Genomic DNA, 15,438 nt, shown 5'->3' with positions numbered 1-15,438 from the left:
AGGCACCCCCTTCAGTCAGGATTTGAGGTAGCCGTTAGCGGCCAGAAAGCTTTCAGTGATGCCCCCGGACGTTGGCTCTGCAGCCTTGTCGCCCAACAGCAGACGCTCCAGATAACGCGCCAGCAGATCGACTTCCAGGTTCACCCGGCGACCTGGTTTGTAGGACGCCATGATGGTTTCGCTCAGGGTGTGCGGAATGATCGTCAGCAGGAATTCGGCGCCATCGACCGCGTTCACGGTCAGGCTGGTGCCGTCGACGGTGATCGAGCCTTTGTGGGCGATGTACTTGGCCAGCTCTTTGGGCGCGCGGATGCGAAATTCCACGGCACGGGCATTGTCGCTGCGCGAGACCACTTCGCCGACACCGTCGACGTGACCGCTGACCAGATGGCCGCCGAGACGGGTCGTCGGGGTCAGGGCTTTTTCCAGGTTGACCGGGCTGCCGCTTTTCAGGTCATTCATGGCGGTGCAGTCGAGGGTTTCGCGACTGACGTCGGCGGCGAAGCCGTTGCCCGGCAGTTCCACGGCGGTCAGGCACACGCCGTTGACCGCGATGCTGTCGCCGAGTTTGACGTCGCTCAGGTCGAGCTTGCCGGTTTCGACATGCACCCGCACATCACCGCCCTTTGGGGTCAGTGCGCGGATACTGCCGATGGATTCGATGATGCCGGTAAACATGGGGTTCTCCTTGAGAACGAAGCCAGCGCTAACGCGATGGCCGGGAATTATACGCTCGCCGATGGGACAGGGATGGCAGTGACTCGCCAGTCATCGCCAACCGCGCGAATTTCAGTGATTTTCAGCTCCGGCGCATCCTTCATACAGGCCAGCGGCCAGTCCAGAAGCGGACGCGCCGTGGAGCCGAGGAACTTGCCGGCGATGAAGATCACGAACTCGTCGACCAGACCGAGCTGGGCAAACGCGCCGGCCAGTCGCGGGCCGGCCTCGACCAGCACTTCGTTGACGCCTCGACTGGCCAGTTCGATCAGCAATCGATGCAGATCGACCTGCCCGTCATCGCCCGGCACGATCACGCATTCCGGGCCGTGGGCGTACTGCTCCTCAATGGCCACGCAGGTGGCGACCAGCGCCGGGCCGGCCTTAAAGAACGGCGCATCCAGCGGCACTCGCAGACGTCCGTCGATCAACACCCGCAGCGGCGGACGGCTCAGGGCCAGTGCGGTTTGTTCGGCATCCAGCCCCAGCTCATCGCCGCGAACGGTCAGACGTGCACCATCGGCCAGCACCGTGTCGGCGCCAGTCAGCACCACGCTGGCCTGGGCGCGCAGACGCTGCACCGCCGAACGTGCGGCAGGGCCGGTGATCCATTGGCTTTCGCCGCTTTCCATCGCCGTGCGACCGTCGAGGCTCATGGCCAACTTGACCCGCACGAACGGCAAGCCGTGTTCCATGCGTTTCAGAAAACCTTGATTGAGCTGGCGTGCTTCGCTCTCCAGCACACCGCTTTCGGTGGCGATGCCGGCATCGGCCAGACGCTGCAGACCGCGTCCTGCGACCTGCGGATTCGGATCACGCATTGCCGCAACCACCCGGCCAACACCGGCATTGACCAGCGCATCGGCGCACGGCGGAGTGCGGCCGTGGTGGCTGCAAGGTTCAAGGGTCACGTAAGCCGTGGCGCCACGGGCCAATTCACCGGCGGCGCGCAGGGCGTGGACTTCGGCGTGGGGTTCACCGGCGCGCTCATGCCAGCCTTCGCCAACAATCTGCCCGTCGCGCACGATCACGCAGCCGACCCGTGGATTGGGATGGGTCGTGTAATGCCCCTTGCGCGCCAGTTCCAGGGCCCGAGCCATGAAGTGGGCGTCGAGAATGGCCTGCTCGGCGGCGGTGGTCATTCTTTCACCGGTTCGCGGGCGAGGCGGTCGATCTCTTCGCGGAACTCGTTGAGGTCCTGAAAACGGCGGTACACGGAAGCGAAACGGATGTAGGCGACTTCATCGAGCTTTTGCAGCTCGGCCATCACCAGTTCGCCGACCACGAGGGACTTGACCTCGCGCTCGCCGGTGGCGCGCAGCTTGTGCTTGATATGGACCAGCGAGGATTCGAGGCGCTCGACGCTCACCGGACGTTTCTCCAGGGCGCGTTGCATGCCGGCGCGGAGTTTTTCTTCGTCGAACGGTTGGCGGCTGCCATCGGTTTTGATCAGGCGCGGCAACACCAGTTCGGCCGTCTCGAACGTCGTGAAACGTTCGCCGCAGGCCAGGCATTCACGCCGGCGGCGCACCTGTTCGCCCTCGGCGACCAGACGCGAGTCGATGACCTTGGTGTCGTTGGCACCGCAGAAGGGACAGTGCATGGTGGCTGGCAACAAAAAAAGGGAGGGCCATGGTAGCGCATCCCGGTGGCAAGACAAGCCATAGGCTTTGCGGTATACAGACTGCCATGATCGATTGATCCATGGATTTCATTTTGCTGGAGCCACCAATGTCCCTACGACCGCTCGTTTTGCTCAGTGTTTTCAGCCTGCTGGTGGCCTGCGGCAGCGATGCGCCCAAGCCTCAGCCGCCCACGCCGGGCCCGGCGCCGCAACAGGCGCAGAAAAAAGCCCGGGAAGCCGCCGACCTCGGCCCGCTGCCGGCGTATCAACGCGAACTGAGCGGCACCTTGCAAGGCGTACCGGCCGGCGCCGAAGTCGAACTGGCGCTGCTGGTGATCGACGAAAAGGATCGCCCGCAACAATTGCTCGCCAGTTCCAGCCTGATCGGCAACAACCAGATTCTGCCGTTTCACCTGCGTTTCAACCCCGAATCCTTCCCGGTTGGCGCGCGGGTTGAATTGCGCGGCCGCGCCAGTCAATCCGGCCAGTTGATCCTGCACCTGCCGTCGCAGACCATCACTCAGCCAACCACCCAGGCGTTGGGCCAGCTGCAATTTGTCAAAGCCCCATGAATGCACCGTCAGACCTGCAACAGTCGCTGGGCGAGTTGCTCGGCGACGCCCGACTGAAAGCCTGTGCGTTGCCGGACACCGATTTGCAGCTGTGGCTGATCGACGGCGACAACATGGCGCGCGAATTCAGCCAGGAAGAAACCCAACGGATCCTGCATGAACCGCCGTACTGGAGTTTCTGCTGGGCCAGCGGTCTGGCGGTGGCGCGCTACCTGGCGGCGTTTCCCGAGTGGGTTCGAGGCAAACGCGTGCTGGATTTCGGCGCCGGTTCCGGGATCGCCGGCATCGCGGCGGTGAAGGCCGGTGCGCTGGAGGTGGTGGCCTGCGACCTCGACCCGCTGGCGATTGCCGCCTGTCGGGCGAACGCCGATCTCAATGATGTGCAGATGAGTTATTCCACAGACTTCTTCGCCGAGGCCGATCGCTTCGATCTGATCCTGGTGGCCGACGTTCTCTACGACCGGGAAAATCTTCCGCTGCTCGACGCCTTCCTGAGCCGTGGTCGCGAAGCGCTGGTGGCGGATTCGCGGGTCCGGGATTTCCGTCATCCGTTGTACCGGCGCATCGAAATGCTTGAAGCCATGACCCTGCCGGACCTGGCCGAGCCCGAAGAGTTTCGCCATGTCAGCCTCTACCACGCGGCCCGCGCCTGACCGTATAGTTGCCCCATTCACGCTTTTACGAGAGACCCCATGAGTCAGCAAACGCCGTACATCTTCGACGCCACGACGGCCGACTTCGACCAGTCGGTAATCGAGGCATCCTTTCAAAAACCGGTGCTGGTGGATTTCTGGGCCGAATGGTGTGCGCCGTGCAAGGCGCTGATGCCGATGCTGCAAGGCATCGCCGAGAGCTATCAGGGCGAGCTGCTGCTGGCCAAGGTCAATTGCGATATCGAGCAGGACATCGTCGCCCGCTTCGGCATCCGCAGCCTGCCGACCGTGGTGTTGTTCAAGGACGGTCAACCGGTGGACGGCTTTGCCGGTGCGCAACCGGAATCCGCCGTGCGCGCCCTGCTCGAACCTCACGTAAAAATGCCACCGCCGGCAGCGGCTGATCCGTTCGAGCAAGCCCAGGCGCTGTTCGATGACGGTCGTTTCGCCGATGCCGAAGCCGCGCTGGCGGTGATGCTCAATGAAGACAACACCAACGCCAAGGCGTTGATTCTCTACGCTCGCTGCTTGACCGAACGCGGCGAGCTGGGCGAAGCGCAAACCGTGCTCGACGCGGTCAAGAGCGACGAACACAAAGCCGCGCTGGCCGGCGCCAAGGCGCAGATCAAGTTCCTCGGCCTGGCCCGTGACCTGCCGGACGCCGCTGACCTGAAAAGCCGTCTGGCGCAGAACCCGCAGGACGATGAAGCGGTGTACCAACTGGCGATCCAGCAACTGGCCCGTCAGCAATACGAAGCGGCGCTGGACGCACTGCTCAAGCTGTTCATCCGCAATCGCAGCTACGGCGAAGGCCTGCCGCACAAGACCTTGCTGCAAGTGTTCGAACTGCTGGGCAACGATCATCCGCTGGTGACCGCTTACCGGCGCAAGGTGTTTGCGGCGCTGTACTAAGCGCTTACTCGATCCAGCTGTAGAGCGGCGTATCCCCGCCGCTCGCCACTTTCACATCGGATGAATGACGCAGGCGCACCAGCAAGCGCTTGCCCGCCGCCGCGCTGCCGGTCAGCCCTTCGAGCTGATCCAGCAGGTCCGGGCCGCTGAGCTGCCCGGCCTTGCGCAGCAGATCCCTGGCGACCTGCCACAACGCATCGTCCTGACTCACCGGTTTCGCCACTGGCGCCGCTGCTGTCGGCGGCTGAGCGGCCTGCACCTGCGCGCCAAACTGCGAACCGAGCCGCGCCCAGTCGCTTTCATCCAGTTCCAGGGTCAAATCCACCGGCAAGTCGCCGACGGTTCCGCGTATCCGCAACATAAGCTGTTCTCCCGCACCTATCTGACCTGCATGCTCCCATGGGGCTTGTGTAACGCCAAGCGGGCGGGCAAACTCTGCGCACTTTCGTTATAAGATTACATAACAAACTCTTCACTTTACTTCCCGGAGACCGTCATGCGTCGTCTGCTGCTCGCTTTGCCGTTTGCCCTGTTGCCGCTGGCCATCGCCCATGCTGCCGATGAGCATGATCACGATCATGAGCACGGTAGCCTCGGTGCTCACGAACATGGCGTCGGTCGCCTGAACGCCGCCCTCGACGGCCAGACCCTGGAGCTGGAGCTGGAAAGCCCGGCGATGAACCTCGTGGGTTTTGAGCACGTCGCCACCAGCGATGCCGACAAGGCCAAGGTCGCCGCCGCTCGTGCGCAACTGGAAAAACCACTGGCGCTGTTCAGCCTGCCGGCCACCGCCGGTTGCAAAGTCACCCGTCAAGAGCTGGAGAGCCCGCTGTTCGGTGACAAACCGGATGCCGACGACCACGACGAAGAGGAAGCCGGCAAGGACGGTCACGAGCATCATCACGACCACAGTGAAATCCACGCCCACTACCAGTTCAGCTGTGCGGCGCCGGGTGCGTTGAAAACCCTGGACCTGGCGAACCTGTTCACGACCTTCCCGGCCACCCAGAAAATTCAGGTACAACTGATCGGCCCGAGCGGCCAGCAAGGCACGGAAGTGACGGCCAAGGCCGCCGCCCTGAAGTTCTGACACGAAACGGCGCCATGACCCAAGCACTCATCGAACTGTCCGACCTGGGCTTCAACTGGCCCGGTCACCCGCCGCTGCTGGACATCCCGGCGTTTCGTCTGGAAGCCGGCGAAACCCTGTTCCTCAAGGGCCCCAGCGGCAGCGGCAAGACCACCCTGCTCGGCCTGCTGGGCGGGGTGCAGAAACCCGGTCGCGGCAGCATTCGCCTGCTCGGCCAGGAACTGACCGAACTGGGTGCCGGCGCCCGTGATCGCTTTCGCGTCGATCACACCGGCTACATTTTCCAGCAGTTCAACCTGCTGCCGTTTCTCTCAGTGCGCGAGAACGTCGAGCTGCCGTGCCACTTTTCGACGCTGCGGGCCGAGCGTGCGAAACAGCGCCACGGCAGCGTCGATCAGGCCGCCGCCACCCTGCTCGCCCACCTGGGTTTGAAGGACGAAAGCCTCCTGAGTCGCCGCGCCGATTCGCTGTCGATCGGTCAGCAACAACGGGTCGCCGCTGCCCGCGCCTTGATCGGGCAACCGGAACTGGTGATCGCCGACGAACCGACCTCGGCGCTGGATTACGACGCCCGGGAAAACTTCATTCGCCTGTTGTTCGCCGAATGCCGTGAAGCCGGTTCGAGTCTGTTGTTCGTCAGCCACGACCAAAGCCTGGCGCCGCTGTTCGATCGTCATCTGTCCCTGGCCGAACTCAATCGCGCCGCCACGTCTGCCGAGGTCTGAGATGTATCTGTTCCGTCTGGCCATGGCCAGCCTCGCCAACCGTCGCTTCACCGCCCTGCTCACCGCTTTCGCCATTGCCCTCTCCGTCTGCCTGCTGCTGGCCGTGGAGCGGGTGCGCACCGAAGCCAAGGCCAGTTTCGCCAGCACCATCAGCGGCACCGACCTGATCGTCGGCGCCCGTTCGGGCTCGGTAAACCTGTTGCTGTACTCGGTATTTCGCATCGGCAACGCCACCAACAACATCCGCTGGGACAGCTTCGAACACTTCGCCAGCAACCCGAAAGTGAAGTGGGCGATCCCGATGTCCCTCGGCGATTCCCATCGTGGCTACCGGGTGATGGGTACCACCGAAGCCTATTTCGAGCATTACCAGTACGGTCGCCAGCAGCATCTGCAACTGGCGGATGGCCGGGCCTTCGCCACCGATCCGTTCGAAGTGGTGCTCGGCGCCGAAGTGGCCGAAGCACTGCACTACAAACTCGGTGACAAACTGGTGCTGGCCCACGGCGTGGCGGCGATCAGTCTGGTCAAGCACGATGACAAGCCATTCACCGTGGTCGGCATTCTCAAGCGCACCGGCACCCCGGTGGACCGCACGTTGCACATCAGCCTCGGCGGCATGGAGGCGATCCACATCGACTGGCACAACGGCGTGCCGGCCCGGGGCAACGGGCGAATCAGCGCCGATCAGGCACGCAACATGGACCTGACACCGCAAGCCATCACCGCGTTCATGCTCGGCCTCAACAGCAAGATCTCGACCTTCGCCCTGCAACGGGAGATCAACGAATTCCGTGGCGAGCCGATGCTGGCGATTCTGCCGGGCGTGGCCTTGCAGGAATTGTGGAGCCTGATGAGCACCGCCGAAAAAGCGCTGTTCGTGGTCTCGCTGTTTGTGGTGCTGACCGGTTTGATCGGCATGCTCACGGCAATCCTCACCAGTCTCAACGAACGTCGCCGCGAGATGGCGATCCTGCGTTCGGTGGGCGCGCGGCCGTGGCATATCGCGAGCCTGCTGGTGCTGGAAGCGTTCGCTCTGGCGCTGACCGGGGTGATCGCGGGTCTGGCATTGCTGTATATCGGCATCGCCGCCGCTCAAGGTTATGTGCAGGCCAATTACGGCTTGTATCTGCCGTTGGCCTGGCCAAGCGAGTATGAATGGACGCTGCTCGGTGGCATTCTGGCGGCCGCGCTGCTGATGGGCAGCGTGCCGGCCTGGCGTGCATATCGCCAATCCCTGGCCGATGGCCTGTCGATCCGTTTATGAGGATGCTCCCCATGCCCCGCGCCGTGCTCGCGCTGCTGTTGCTGGTCGCCCTGCCCGTGTGGGCGGCGGCACCGAAAGACCTGACCTGGTCGGAAATGATCCCGCCGGACGCGGCGCCGGAAGTACCGAACATGACGCCGCTGCACGACCTGTCGAAGATGGGCGATGCGCTGTCGGCCGAGTCCGCGCCGGCGGCCAAACAGGACATGCCCAACGCCCCCGTGGTGCAAAGCCTCGACGGCCAGAACATTCGCCTGCCGGGCTACATCGTGCCGCTGGAGGTGAGCGAAGAGGGCCGCACCACGGACTTCCTGCTGGTGCCGTATTTCGGCGCCTGCATCCACGTGCCGCCACCGCCGTCGAATCAGATCGTGCACGTGAAAAGCGAACTCGGCGTGAAGCTCGACGAGCTGTATCAGCCGTACTGGGTCGAGGGGCCGTTGCAGGTCAAGCCGTCCACCAGCGAACTGGCCGACGCCGGGTATCAGATGGAAGCGGACAAGATTTATGTGTACGAACTACCGGAGTAAACCTGCGGGTTCCATGCTGCTTGTAAGGGCCCCATCGCTGGCAAGCCAGCGATGGGGCCCTGAAAGTTCCACAAAAATCCGGGGCATCACTGTTTCATTGAGCTGAGTCAAAAGACCGTATCAGACGGATTCGTACCATAGGACATCCAACATTTTTAACGTCCTTTGGGAGCTTCCATGAACAAGTCCTTGCTCAGCGCCTCGCTGTTTGCCCTCGCGCTCGCAGCCCCGCTCGCCCACGCCCACGAAGCCGGTGACATCATCGTTCGTGCCGGTGCGATCACCGTCAACCCGAAGGCCGACAGCTCCAGCGTCAAGGTCGATCAGGGTCCGCTGAGCGGCACCAACCTGGGCGGCAAGGCGACCATGAGCAGCGACACCCAACTGGGTCTGAACTTCGCCTACATGCTGACCAACAACATCGGTATCGAGCTGTTGGCCGCCTCGCCGTTCGAGCATGACGTGAAGCTCAAGGGCACCGCCCTGCCCGCCGCCAACGGCAAGCTCGGCACCCTCAAACACCTGCCGCCGACCCTGAGCGTCGTTTACTACCCGCTGGACGCGAAGTCGCCGTTCCAGCCGTACATCGGCGGCGGCATCAACTACACCTGGATCTACGACGAGCACGTCGGCAGCGAAGCCCAGTCCAACGGCTTCAGCAACTTCAAGGCGAAAAACTCCTGGGGCCTGGCCTGGCAGGTCGGCGCCGACTACATGCTGACCGACAACATCATGCTCAACGCTCAGGTGCGCTACATCGACATCGACACCCGCGCCACCGTCGAGAACAACGCCGTGGCTCCGGGCACCCGTGCACGGGTGAACGTGGACGTCGATCCCTTCATCTACATGGTTGGTCTAGGCTACAAGTTCTAAAGAACGTTCACGTGGTGGTGAATGAGGCTGGGTGGCGAGCAGGCTCAGAACTGGCGGCGATGTAACGCCATCGACCGGGGAGCAAGCTCCCTCGCTGCAGGAAATGTTTTTGAAACCCGATTTCCGGCCGTGAAAAAGGCGCCTGTCAAAAGGCGCCTTTTTCATGCCTGCGAGAAACTCAGCGGCCGAGCAATCGGGCCAGGCCGACGCTCATCGGCGTTGGCGTCGGGCACTTGAATCGCGCCAGCAACCGGCTGTTGTTCGCCCGCGAATGACGGATGTCACCGGAGCGCGCCGGGCCGTAGCTGACGGGCGGCAACTCGCCGACCACCGCTTCGAGCGCGGCCAGCATCTGCTTCAGGTTGGTCGCCTGATTCCAGCCGACGTTCACTGCACCGATATCCACTTGCGGCTTTTCGATCGCCTGCACCAGCACATCGACCAGGTCTTCGACGTACATGAAATCCCGGGTCTGTTCGCCATCGCCGAACACGGTGATCGGCAAGCCTTTCTGCGCGCGCTCGCTGAAGATGCTGATCACCCCGGAATACGGCGAGGACGGATCCTGGCGCGGGCCGAAGATGTTGAAGAACCGGAAGATCGCCGGTTCCAGACCGTGCTGGCGGCGGTAGAAATCGAAGTACTGCTCGCCGGCCAGCTTGTCCGACGCATAAGGCGTCAGCGGTGCCTTGGGCGTGTCTTCGTCAATCGACTCGCCTTCGCCATTGTTGCCGTAGACCGCTGCGCTGGAGGCGTACAGCACACGTTTGACGCCAGCCTCGCGCATGGCTTCGCAGACGTTCAGCGTGCCGATGAAATTGCTCTGGTGGGTTTTCACCGGATCGTCCACCGACGCCTGCACCGAGGCGACGGCCGCGAGGTGCGCGACCGCGCTGCAACCTTGCATCGCACGGGCGACCAGAGCGGCATCGGCCACATCGCCGACGATCAACTCCACCTTGGGATTATCCAGCGGCAGGTTGCTGCGCTTGCCGGTCGACAGATCATCGAGGATCCGCACCGAATGGCCCTGGGCAAGCAGCGCGTCAGTCAGGTGCGAGCCGATGAAACCGGCGCCGCCGGTGATGAGAACAGGGCCTTCAGCCATGACGATAAAACCTATCCAGTAAGCCCGGGAGCGCGGCACGCCAGGCGCGCGGCTTGATCCCGAAAGTGTGCAGAATTTTCTTGCAGGCGAGTACCGCGTGTTGCGGCTCTTCGGCGGCATCTGGCCGCGCGGCGTGGGCCTGGGCGGTCGGGGCTTCGATGGCCAGCGGGTGCAGGCTGCGCGCTTCCGAAAGAATCGCCTGTCCCAGCGCCAGCGGCGTAGTCGCCTCATGGCCGGCGTAGTGGTAAGTGCCCCACAGCGGCGCGGCGCAATCGAGTTGTTTGAGCACCGAAATAATCACCCGTGCCGCATCGTCGACCGGGGTCGGATTGCCACGGCGGTCATCGGCCAGCAGCAATTCTTCCGGCTGTTCGGCACGGGCCAGGAAGCGCCCGAGGATGCCTTCCGCGCTGTCGTCAAGCAGCCAGCCGAAGCGCAGCAGCACATGTTGAGGGCAAGTGGCGCGGACGCTCTGCTCGATCCGCCACAAGGCTTGACCGCGCAGCCCCAACGGCACCGGTTCGTCCTTTTCGCTGTAGGCGGTGGCGCGGGAACCGTCGAACACCCGATAACTGGACGGCTGCACCAGCACGATGTTGTGGTGCTGGCACAGTTCGGCCAGGCGCTCGATCGCGCGTTCCTGCCCGGCCAGACGGCTTTCGCTGACGGCCTCGGCCTGGAACCAGTCGAAATAGTAGGCAAGGTTGATCAATGCATCGGGACGGGTGTCGTCGAGCAATTGGGTCAGGCTCGCGGCATCCCAGCCGTCTTCGGGCGGGCGGGGGGCGAGGAAACCGATGTCTTCCTCTGCCCCGAGGCGAATCAGCGCCTGCCCAAGGGCATTTCCGCCGCCCAGTAACATAAGGCGCATTCGCATAGAGTCAGCAGGCCCAGTCTGATTGGAACGATGGCTTTGGCGACGATGCTTGTGGCACCGCCGTCGATAATTGCCGGAATCGTTGCATTTTGCGGGTTTAGTGCGCAACCGTCACCCGTAAAGTGTAGATCCCGAGCGGTACTTGCAACTTCGCCTGCGCACCCGCATAACTGAAGCCATGAATCTGCCCCTCCCCAAGGACGCGGCCCTGGCAGGCTTTCACCCCGCCGTCAGCGCCTGGTTCAGCAGTACCTTCCCGACGGTGACGGCCGCCCAGGCCCGCGCATGGCCGTTGATCCGCCAGCGCCGCTCGACGCTGATCGCCGCGCCCACCGGTTCCGGCAAGACCCTTACCGCGTTCCTCGCCGTGCTCGACGAGCTGGTCCACCGTGGCCTGGAAACCCCGGATGGCCTGCCGGACGAGACGCTGGTGGTCTACATTTCGCCGCTCAAGGCGCTGTCCAACGACATCCGCATCAACCTGCAGAACCCGCTGGCCGGAATTACCGACCAGTTGCGCCAAATGGATCTGCCGGCGCTGGAAATCACCACCGCCGTGCGCACCGGCGACACCCCGCAGAAAGACCGCGCCGCCATGCGCAAGAGCGCGCCGCACATTCTGGTGACCACCCCGGAGTCGCTCTACGTGCTGCTCGGCTCCGAGTCCGGCCGCAAAATGCTCGGCACCACACGCACGGTGATCGTCGACGAGATCCACGCCATCGCCGCCGGCAAACGCGGCAGTCACCTGGCACTGAGTCTCGAACGTTTGCAAGCACTGTGTCCTGAACCACTGACGCGCATCGGCCTGTCGGCCACGCAAAAACCGATCGAGGCGGTCGCGCGGTTTCTGGTGGGTCATGAGCGCCCGTGCGACATCATCGACATCGGCCACGCGCGCCCACGGGATCTGGACATCGAAGTGCCGCCGGTGCCGTTGTCGGCCGTGATGGCCAATGACGTCTGGGAACTGGTTTATGACCGCCTCGCCACACTGGCTCGTGAACACCGCACCACGCTGATTTTCGTCAACACCCGACGTCTGGCCGAACGCTTGAGCCGACACCTCAGCGAACGCCTCGGCAAACACGCGGTGGCGGCGCACCACGGCAGTCTGGCCAAAGAGTTTCGTCTCGACGCCGAACAACGGCTCAAGCGCGGCGAGCTGCAAGTGCTGATCGCCACCGCCTCGCTGGAGCTGGGCATCGATATCGGCGAAGTCGACCTCGTCTGTCAGATCGCTTCGCCGCGTTCGATTGCCGGTTTTCTGCAACGGGTCGGCCGTTCCGGACACCAGGTCGGTGGCACGCCCAAGGGACGCCTGTTCGCCACCACCCGCGACGATTTGATCGAGTGCGCCGCCCTGCTCGACTGCGTGCGCCGGGGTGAACTCGATACCCTGCACATCCCCGAAGCGCCGCTGGATGTGCTGGCGCAGCAGATCATCGCCGAGGTCAGTTGCCAGGAATGGGCCGAAGACGATTTGCTCGCGCTGCTGCGCCGGGCCGAGCCCTACGCCCGCCTCGACGAACAACATTATCAGGCGCTGCTGAGCATGCTCGCCGAGGGCTACAACGGCCGTCAGGGCATCCGCAGCGCTTATCTGCACCGCGACGCCGTCAGCCGAACCCTGCGCGGACGACGCGGTGCAAGGCTGACGGCAGTCACCAGCGGCGGCACCATCCCCGACAACGCCGACTACAGCGTATTGCTCGAACCCCAGGGCCTGAACATCGGCAGCGTCAACGAAGATTTCGCTGTGGAAAGCATCGCTGGCGATGTGTTCCAACTCGGCAACGCCTCCTATCGCATCCTGCGGGTGGACACCGGCAAGGTGCGGGTCGAGGACGCTCAAGGCCAGCCGCCGACCATTCCGTTCTGGCTCGGCGAGGCACCGGGGCGCAGCGACGAACTGTCGGCGGCCGTGGCGCGCCTGCACGCGCAGCTGGATCAACGGCTCAGCGCCAGCCCCGGCAACCTGCAACCGGCCCTTGCCTGGCTGACCGATACCCTCGGCCTGAACCTGGCCAGCGCCGAGCAACTGGTGGATTACCTGGCCCGCGCCCGCCTCGCCCTCGGTGCCTTGCCATCCCGGGACACGCTGCTGATGGAGCGGTTTTTCGACGCGTCCGGCGGTACCCAACTGATTATTCATTCGCCGTTCGGCAGTCGCATCAACCGCGCCTGGGGCCTGGCCCTGCGCAAGCGGTTCTGCCGCACCTTCAACTTCGAATTGCAGGCCGCCGCCAGCGAAGACGCGATCGTGCTGTCGCTGTCCACCAGCCACAGTTTCGAACTCGACGAGGTCTGGCGTTACCTGCACAGCAACAGCGCCGAGCACATCCTGATTCAAGCGGTGCTGGATGCGCCGCTGTTCGGTGTGCGCTGGCGCTGGAATGCCGGCGTGGCGCTGGCCCTGCCGCGCTACAGCGGCGGGCGCAAGGTCGCGCCGCAATTGCAGCGGATGAAAAGCGAAGACCTGATCGCCAGTGTGTTTCCCGATCAGATCGCCTGCCTGGAAAACCTCGCCGGCGAACGGGAAATTCCCGAGCATCCGCTGGTGGAGCAGACCCTCGACGATTGCCTGCACGAAGCGATGGACAGCGAAGGCTGGCTCGAACTGCTGCGGCGCATGGAGCGCGGCGAAGTGCGCCTGATCGCCCGCGACCTGCCGGCGCCCTCGCCGCTGGCGGCGGAAATCCTCAGCGCCCGCCCTTACACCTTTCTCGACGATGCGCCGCTGGAAGAGCGTCGCACCCAGGCCGTGCTCAACCGCCGCTGGAGCGATCCGCAATCCACCGACGACCTCGGCGCGCTGGACGCCGATGCGATCGACGCCGTGCGCGAAGAAGCCTGGCCGACGCCGAACAGCGCCGACGAAATGCACGAAGCGCTGATGAGCCTGGCCTGCATCAACGACGGCGAAGTCGAGGCCAATCCGCATTGGCGCGAGTGGCTGGGTGCCTTGGCCGAAACCGGGCGAGCCTGCCGATTGCAGATCGATCCCGAGCATTCACTGTGGCTGGCAAGAGAACGCCTGAACTGTCTGCAAGCGCTTTATCCACAGGCGCATTCGGTACTGCCCCCGTTGCCCGGGTTCGACGAAGCATGGACGGCCGATGACGCACTGATTGAGGTGATCCGCGCGCGACTCGGCGCATTCGGCCCGCTACCGCTGGCGGCGATTGCCGAACCGCTGGCCCTGATGCCGACCGCTGTCCATCAAGCCCTCGCTCATCTGGAGCGCGAGGGTTATGTACTGCGGGGTCAGTTCACGCCGGGATCGACCGTTGAGCAATGGTGTGAACGCCATCTGCTGGCGCGAATTCACCGCTACACGCTCAAGCGTCTGCGCCGGGAAATCGAGCCGGTGGCGTTGCAGGATTTCATGCGGTTTCTGTTCGACTGGCAGCACGTGTCCCCTTCCAACCGTGGTCAGGGCAGCGCCGCGTTATCGGCGATTGTCGCTCAGTTCGAAGGCTATCCGGCTGCCGCTTCGGCATGGGACAGCGACATTCTTCCCGCGCGGCTCAAGGATTATTCACCGAGCTGGCTGGATGACCTGTGCCGCAGCGGCAAACTGGTATGGACGCGCCTCAGCGCCCGGCAAAACATCGGCGGCACGGCATTGCGCAGCACACCGATCGTGTTGCTGCCGCGCACTCAGGTCGGCTTGTGGAGCGCGCTGGCCGAGCAGACGTCGGTCAATGACCTGTCGCCCAAAACCCGCAAGGTTTTCGACACGCTGAGCCAGCACGGTGCATTGTTTTTCGATGAGCTGATTCATGAAGCACACCTGCTGCGCACCGAGCTGGAAATCGCCTTGCAGGAACTGGTCGGCGCCGGGTTGGTGAATGCCGACAGCTTTGCCGGACTGCGCGCGCTGATCACCCCGGCGAGCAAGCGCCAGCAGCGCAGCAGTCGACGCGGACGCGGGGCATTTGTCGCAGGCATGGACGATGCCGGGCGCTGGGCGTTACTGCGTCGCGGGCCGGTGGTGGAAAACCGTCAAATGGCCTCGCCCGAAACCCTCGAACACATCGCCATGACCTTGTTGCGCCGCTATGGCGTGGTGTTCTGGCGCCTGCTGGAACGCGAAGCCGACTGGCTGCCGAGCTGGCGCGAGTTGCTGCGCACGTTCCATCGGCTGGAAGCACGGGGCGAGATTCGCGGCGGGCGCTTTGTCAGTGGTCTGGCGGGCGAGCAATTCGCCCTGCCCGAGGCAATTCCGCTGCTGCGCGAAGTCCGCCGTCGCCCCCATGATGGCAGCCTGATCGCGGTGTGCGGCGTCGACCCGCTGAACCTCGCGGGGACCTTGTTGCCAGGGGCAAAAGTGCCGGCGCTGGCGAGCAATCGGCTGGTGTATCGCGACGGCTTGCCGGTCGCTGCCGAGGTCGCCGGCAAACAGCAATTCTGGGTGGAGCTGGATCAGGTTTCCATGGAGCAGGTTCGCAGCAAGCTGATTCGGCATTGATGTAAACCGGGCT

General features: G+C 63.9%; 15 protein-coding genes. 9 read left to right on the top strand and 6 right to left on the bottom strand.

Features of this window, described 5'->3' with window-relative positions; translation table 11 throughout:
• Positions 1–15 precede the first annotated feature (15 nt).
• Genes ACKJSM_RS09185 through nrdR form a run of 3 tightly spaced genes read right to left on the bottom strand, consistent with a single transcriptional unit; the run spans position 16 to position 2,320 of the window.
• Entirely contained in the window at positions 16–678 is a 663-nt protein-coding gene (locus ACKJSM_RS09185) for a riboflavin synthase (RefSeq protein ID WP_007955571.1), read from the bottom strand.
• A 47-nt stretch (positions 679–725) separates the two neighbouring features.
• Positions 726–1,859, bottom strand: coding sequence for a bifunctional diaminohydroxyphosphoribosylaminopyrimidine deaminase/5-amino-6-(5-phosphoribosylamino)uracil reductase RibD (gene ribD, locus ACKJSM_RS09180; RefSeq protein WP_410237260.1), 1,134 nt, complete (start codon positions 1,857–1,859; stop codon positions 726–728).
• Positions 1,856–2,320 carry a transcriptional regulator NrdR gene (gene nrdR, locus ACKJSM_RS09175; RefSeq protein ID WP_003228656.1) on the bottom strand — a complete coding sequence of 155 codons (465 nt, stop codon included), beginning with the start codon at positions 2,318–2,320 and terminating at the stop codon, positions 1,856–1,858. Before nrdR ends, ribD begins: the two co-directional genes overlap by 4 nt.
• A gap of 128 nt (positions 2,321–2,448) precedes the next feature.
• Here nrdR and ACKJSM_RS09170 point away from each other — a divergent pair, with 128 nt between their 5' ends.
• The 3 genes from ACKJSM_RS09170 to trxA are packed head-to-tail and all read left to right on the top strand — an operon-like array spanning position 2,449 to position 4,478.
• Positions 2,449–2,913, top strand: coding sequence for a YbaY family lipoprotein (locus tag ACKJSM_RS09170; RefSeq protein ID WP_011336139.1), 465 nt, complete (start codon positions 2,449–2,451; stop codon positions 2,911–2,913).
• Positions 2,910–3,566 carry a class I SAM-dependent methyltransferase gene (locus tag ACKJSM_RS09165; protein WP_236180184.1) on the top strand — a complete coding sequence of 219 codons (657 nt, stop codon included), beginning with the start codon at positions 2,910–2,912 and terminating at the stop codon, positions 3,564–3,566. Before ACKJSM_RS09170 ends, ACKJSM_RS09165 begins: the two co-directional genes overlap by 4 nt.
• A gap of 39 nt (positions 3,567–3,605) precedes the next feature.
• A complete protein-coding gene (gene trxA, locus ACKJSM_RS09160; protein WP_236180182.1) occupies positions 3,606–4,478 on the top strand; it encodes a thioredoxin in 873 nt (290 codons plus the stop codon).
• 4 nt (positions 4,479–4,482) lie between these two features.
• Here the strand turns inward: trxA and ACKJSM_RS09155 are convergent, their stop codons facing one another.
• Positions 4,483–4,839, bottom strand: coding sequence for a hypothetical protein (locus tag ACKJSM_RS09155; protein ID WP_236180180.1), 357 nt, complete (start codon positions 4,837–4,839; stop codon positions 4,483–4,485).
• Between the two features lie 135 nt (positions 4,840–4,974).
• Between ACKJSM_RS09155 and ACKJSM_RS09150 the strand changes: the two genes are divergently transcribed.
• The 5 genes from ACKJSM_RS09150 to ACKJSM_RS09130 all read left to right on the top strand — a co-directional run bounded on the left by ACKJSM_RS09150 (position 4,975) and on the right by ACKJSM_RS09130 (position 8,966).
• A complete protein-coding gene (locus ACKJSM_RS09150; protein ID WP_410237259.1) occupies positions 4,975–5,568 on the top strand; it encodes a DUF2796 domain-containing protein in 594 nt (197 codons plus the stop codon).
• Between the two features lie 14 nt (positions 5,569–5,582).
• A complete protein-coding gene (locus ACKJSM_RS09145) occupies positions 5,583–6,293 on the top strand; it encodes an ABC transporter ATP-binding protein (protein ID WP_410237258.1) in 711 nt (236 codons plus the stop codon).
• A 1-nt stretch (position 6,294) separates the two neighbouring features.
• A complete protein-coding gene (locus ACKJSM_RS09140; protein ID WP_039771938.1) occupies positions 6,295–7,560 on the top strand; it encodes an ABC transporter permease in 1,266 nt (421 codons plus the stop codon).
• Positions 7,561–7,571: 11 nt separating this feature from the next.
• Positions 7,572–8,090, top strand: a complete 519-nt coding sequence (locus tag ACKJSM_RS09135) for a DUF3299 domain-containing protein (RefSeq protein WP_236180171.1) — start codon at positions 7,572–7,574, stop codon at positions 8,088–8,090.
• Positions 8,091–8,267: 177 nt separating this feature from the next.
• Positions 8,268–8,966 (top strand): OmpW/AlkL family protein, encoded by a 699-nt coding sequence (locus tag ACKJSM_RS09130; protein ID WP_074691639.1) that lies wholly within the window; start codon positions 8,268–8,270, stop codon positions 8,964–8,966.
• A gap of 178 nt (positions 8,967–9,144) precedes the next feature.
• Here the strand turns inward: ACKJSM_RS09130 and ACKJSM_RS09125 are convergent, their stop codons facing one another.
• On the bottom strand, positions 9,145–10,074 hold the full coding sequence (locus ACKJSM_RS09125; protein ID WP_236180166.1) for an NAD-dependent epimerase/dehydratase family protein: 930 nt from the start codon (positions 10,072–10,074) through the stop codon (positions 9,145–9,147).
• Positions 10,067–10,951, bottom strand: coding sequence for a sugar nucleotide-binding protein (locus tag ACKJSM_RS09120; RefSeq protein WP_236180164.1), 885 nt, complete (start codon positions 10,949–10,951; stop codon positions 10,067–10,069). The genes ACKJSM_RS09125 and ACKJSM_RS09120 overlap by 8 nt, the downstream gene beginning before the upstream one ends.
• Before the next feature lie 178 nt (positions 10,952–11,129).
• On the opposite strand from ACKJSM_RS09120, the gene ACKJSM_RS09115 reads away from it, so the two are divergent.
• Positions 11,130–15,425 carry a DEAD/DEAH box helicase gene (locus tag ACKJSM_RS09115; protein WP_410237257.1) on the top strand — a complete coding sequence of 1,432 codons (4,296 nt, stop codon included), beginning with the start codon at positions 11,130–11,132 and terminating at the stop codon, positions 15,423–15,425.
• The last annotated feature ends 13 nt before the right edge of the window (positions 15,426–15,438 follow it).

It is taken from the genome of Pseudomonas sp. PHC1 (assembly GCF_046487845.1).
Lineage (GTDB): Bacteria > Pseudomonadota > Gammaproteobacteria > Pseudomonadales > Pseudomonadaceae > Aquipseudomonas > Aquipseudomonas sputi.
This window is presented reverse-complemented; position numbering and strand designations above follow the sequence as displayed.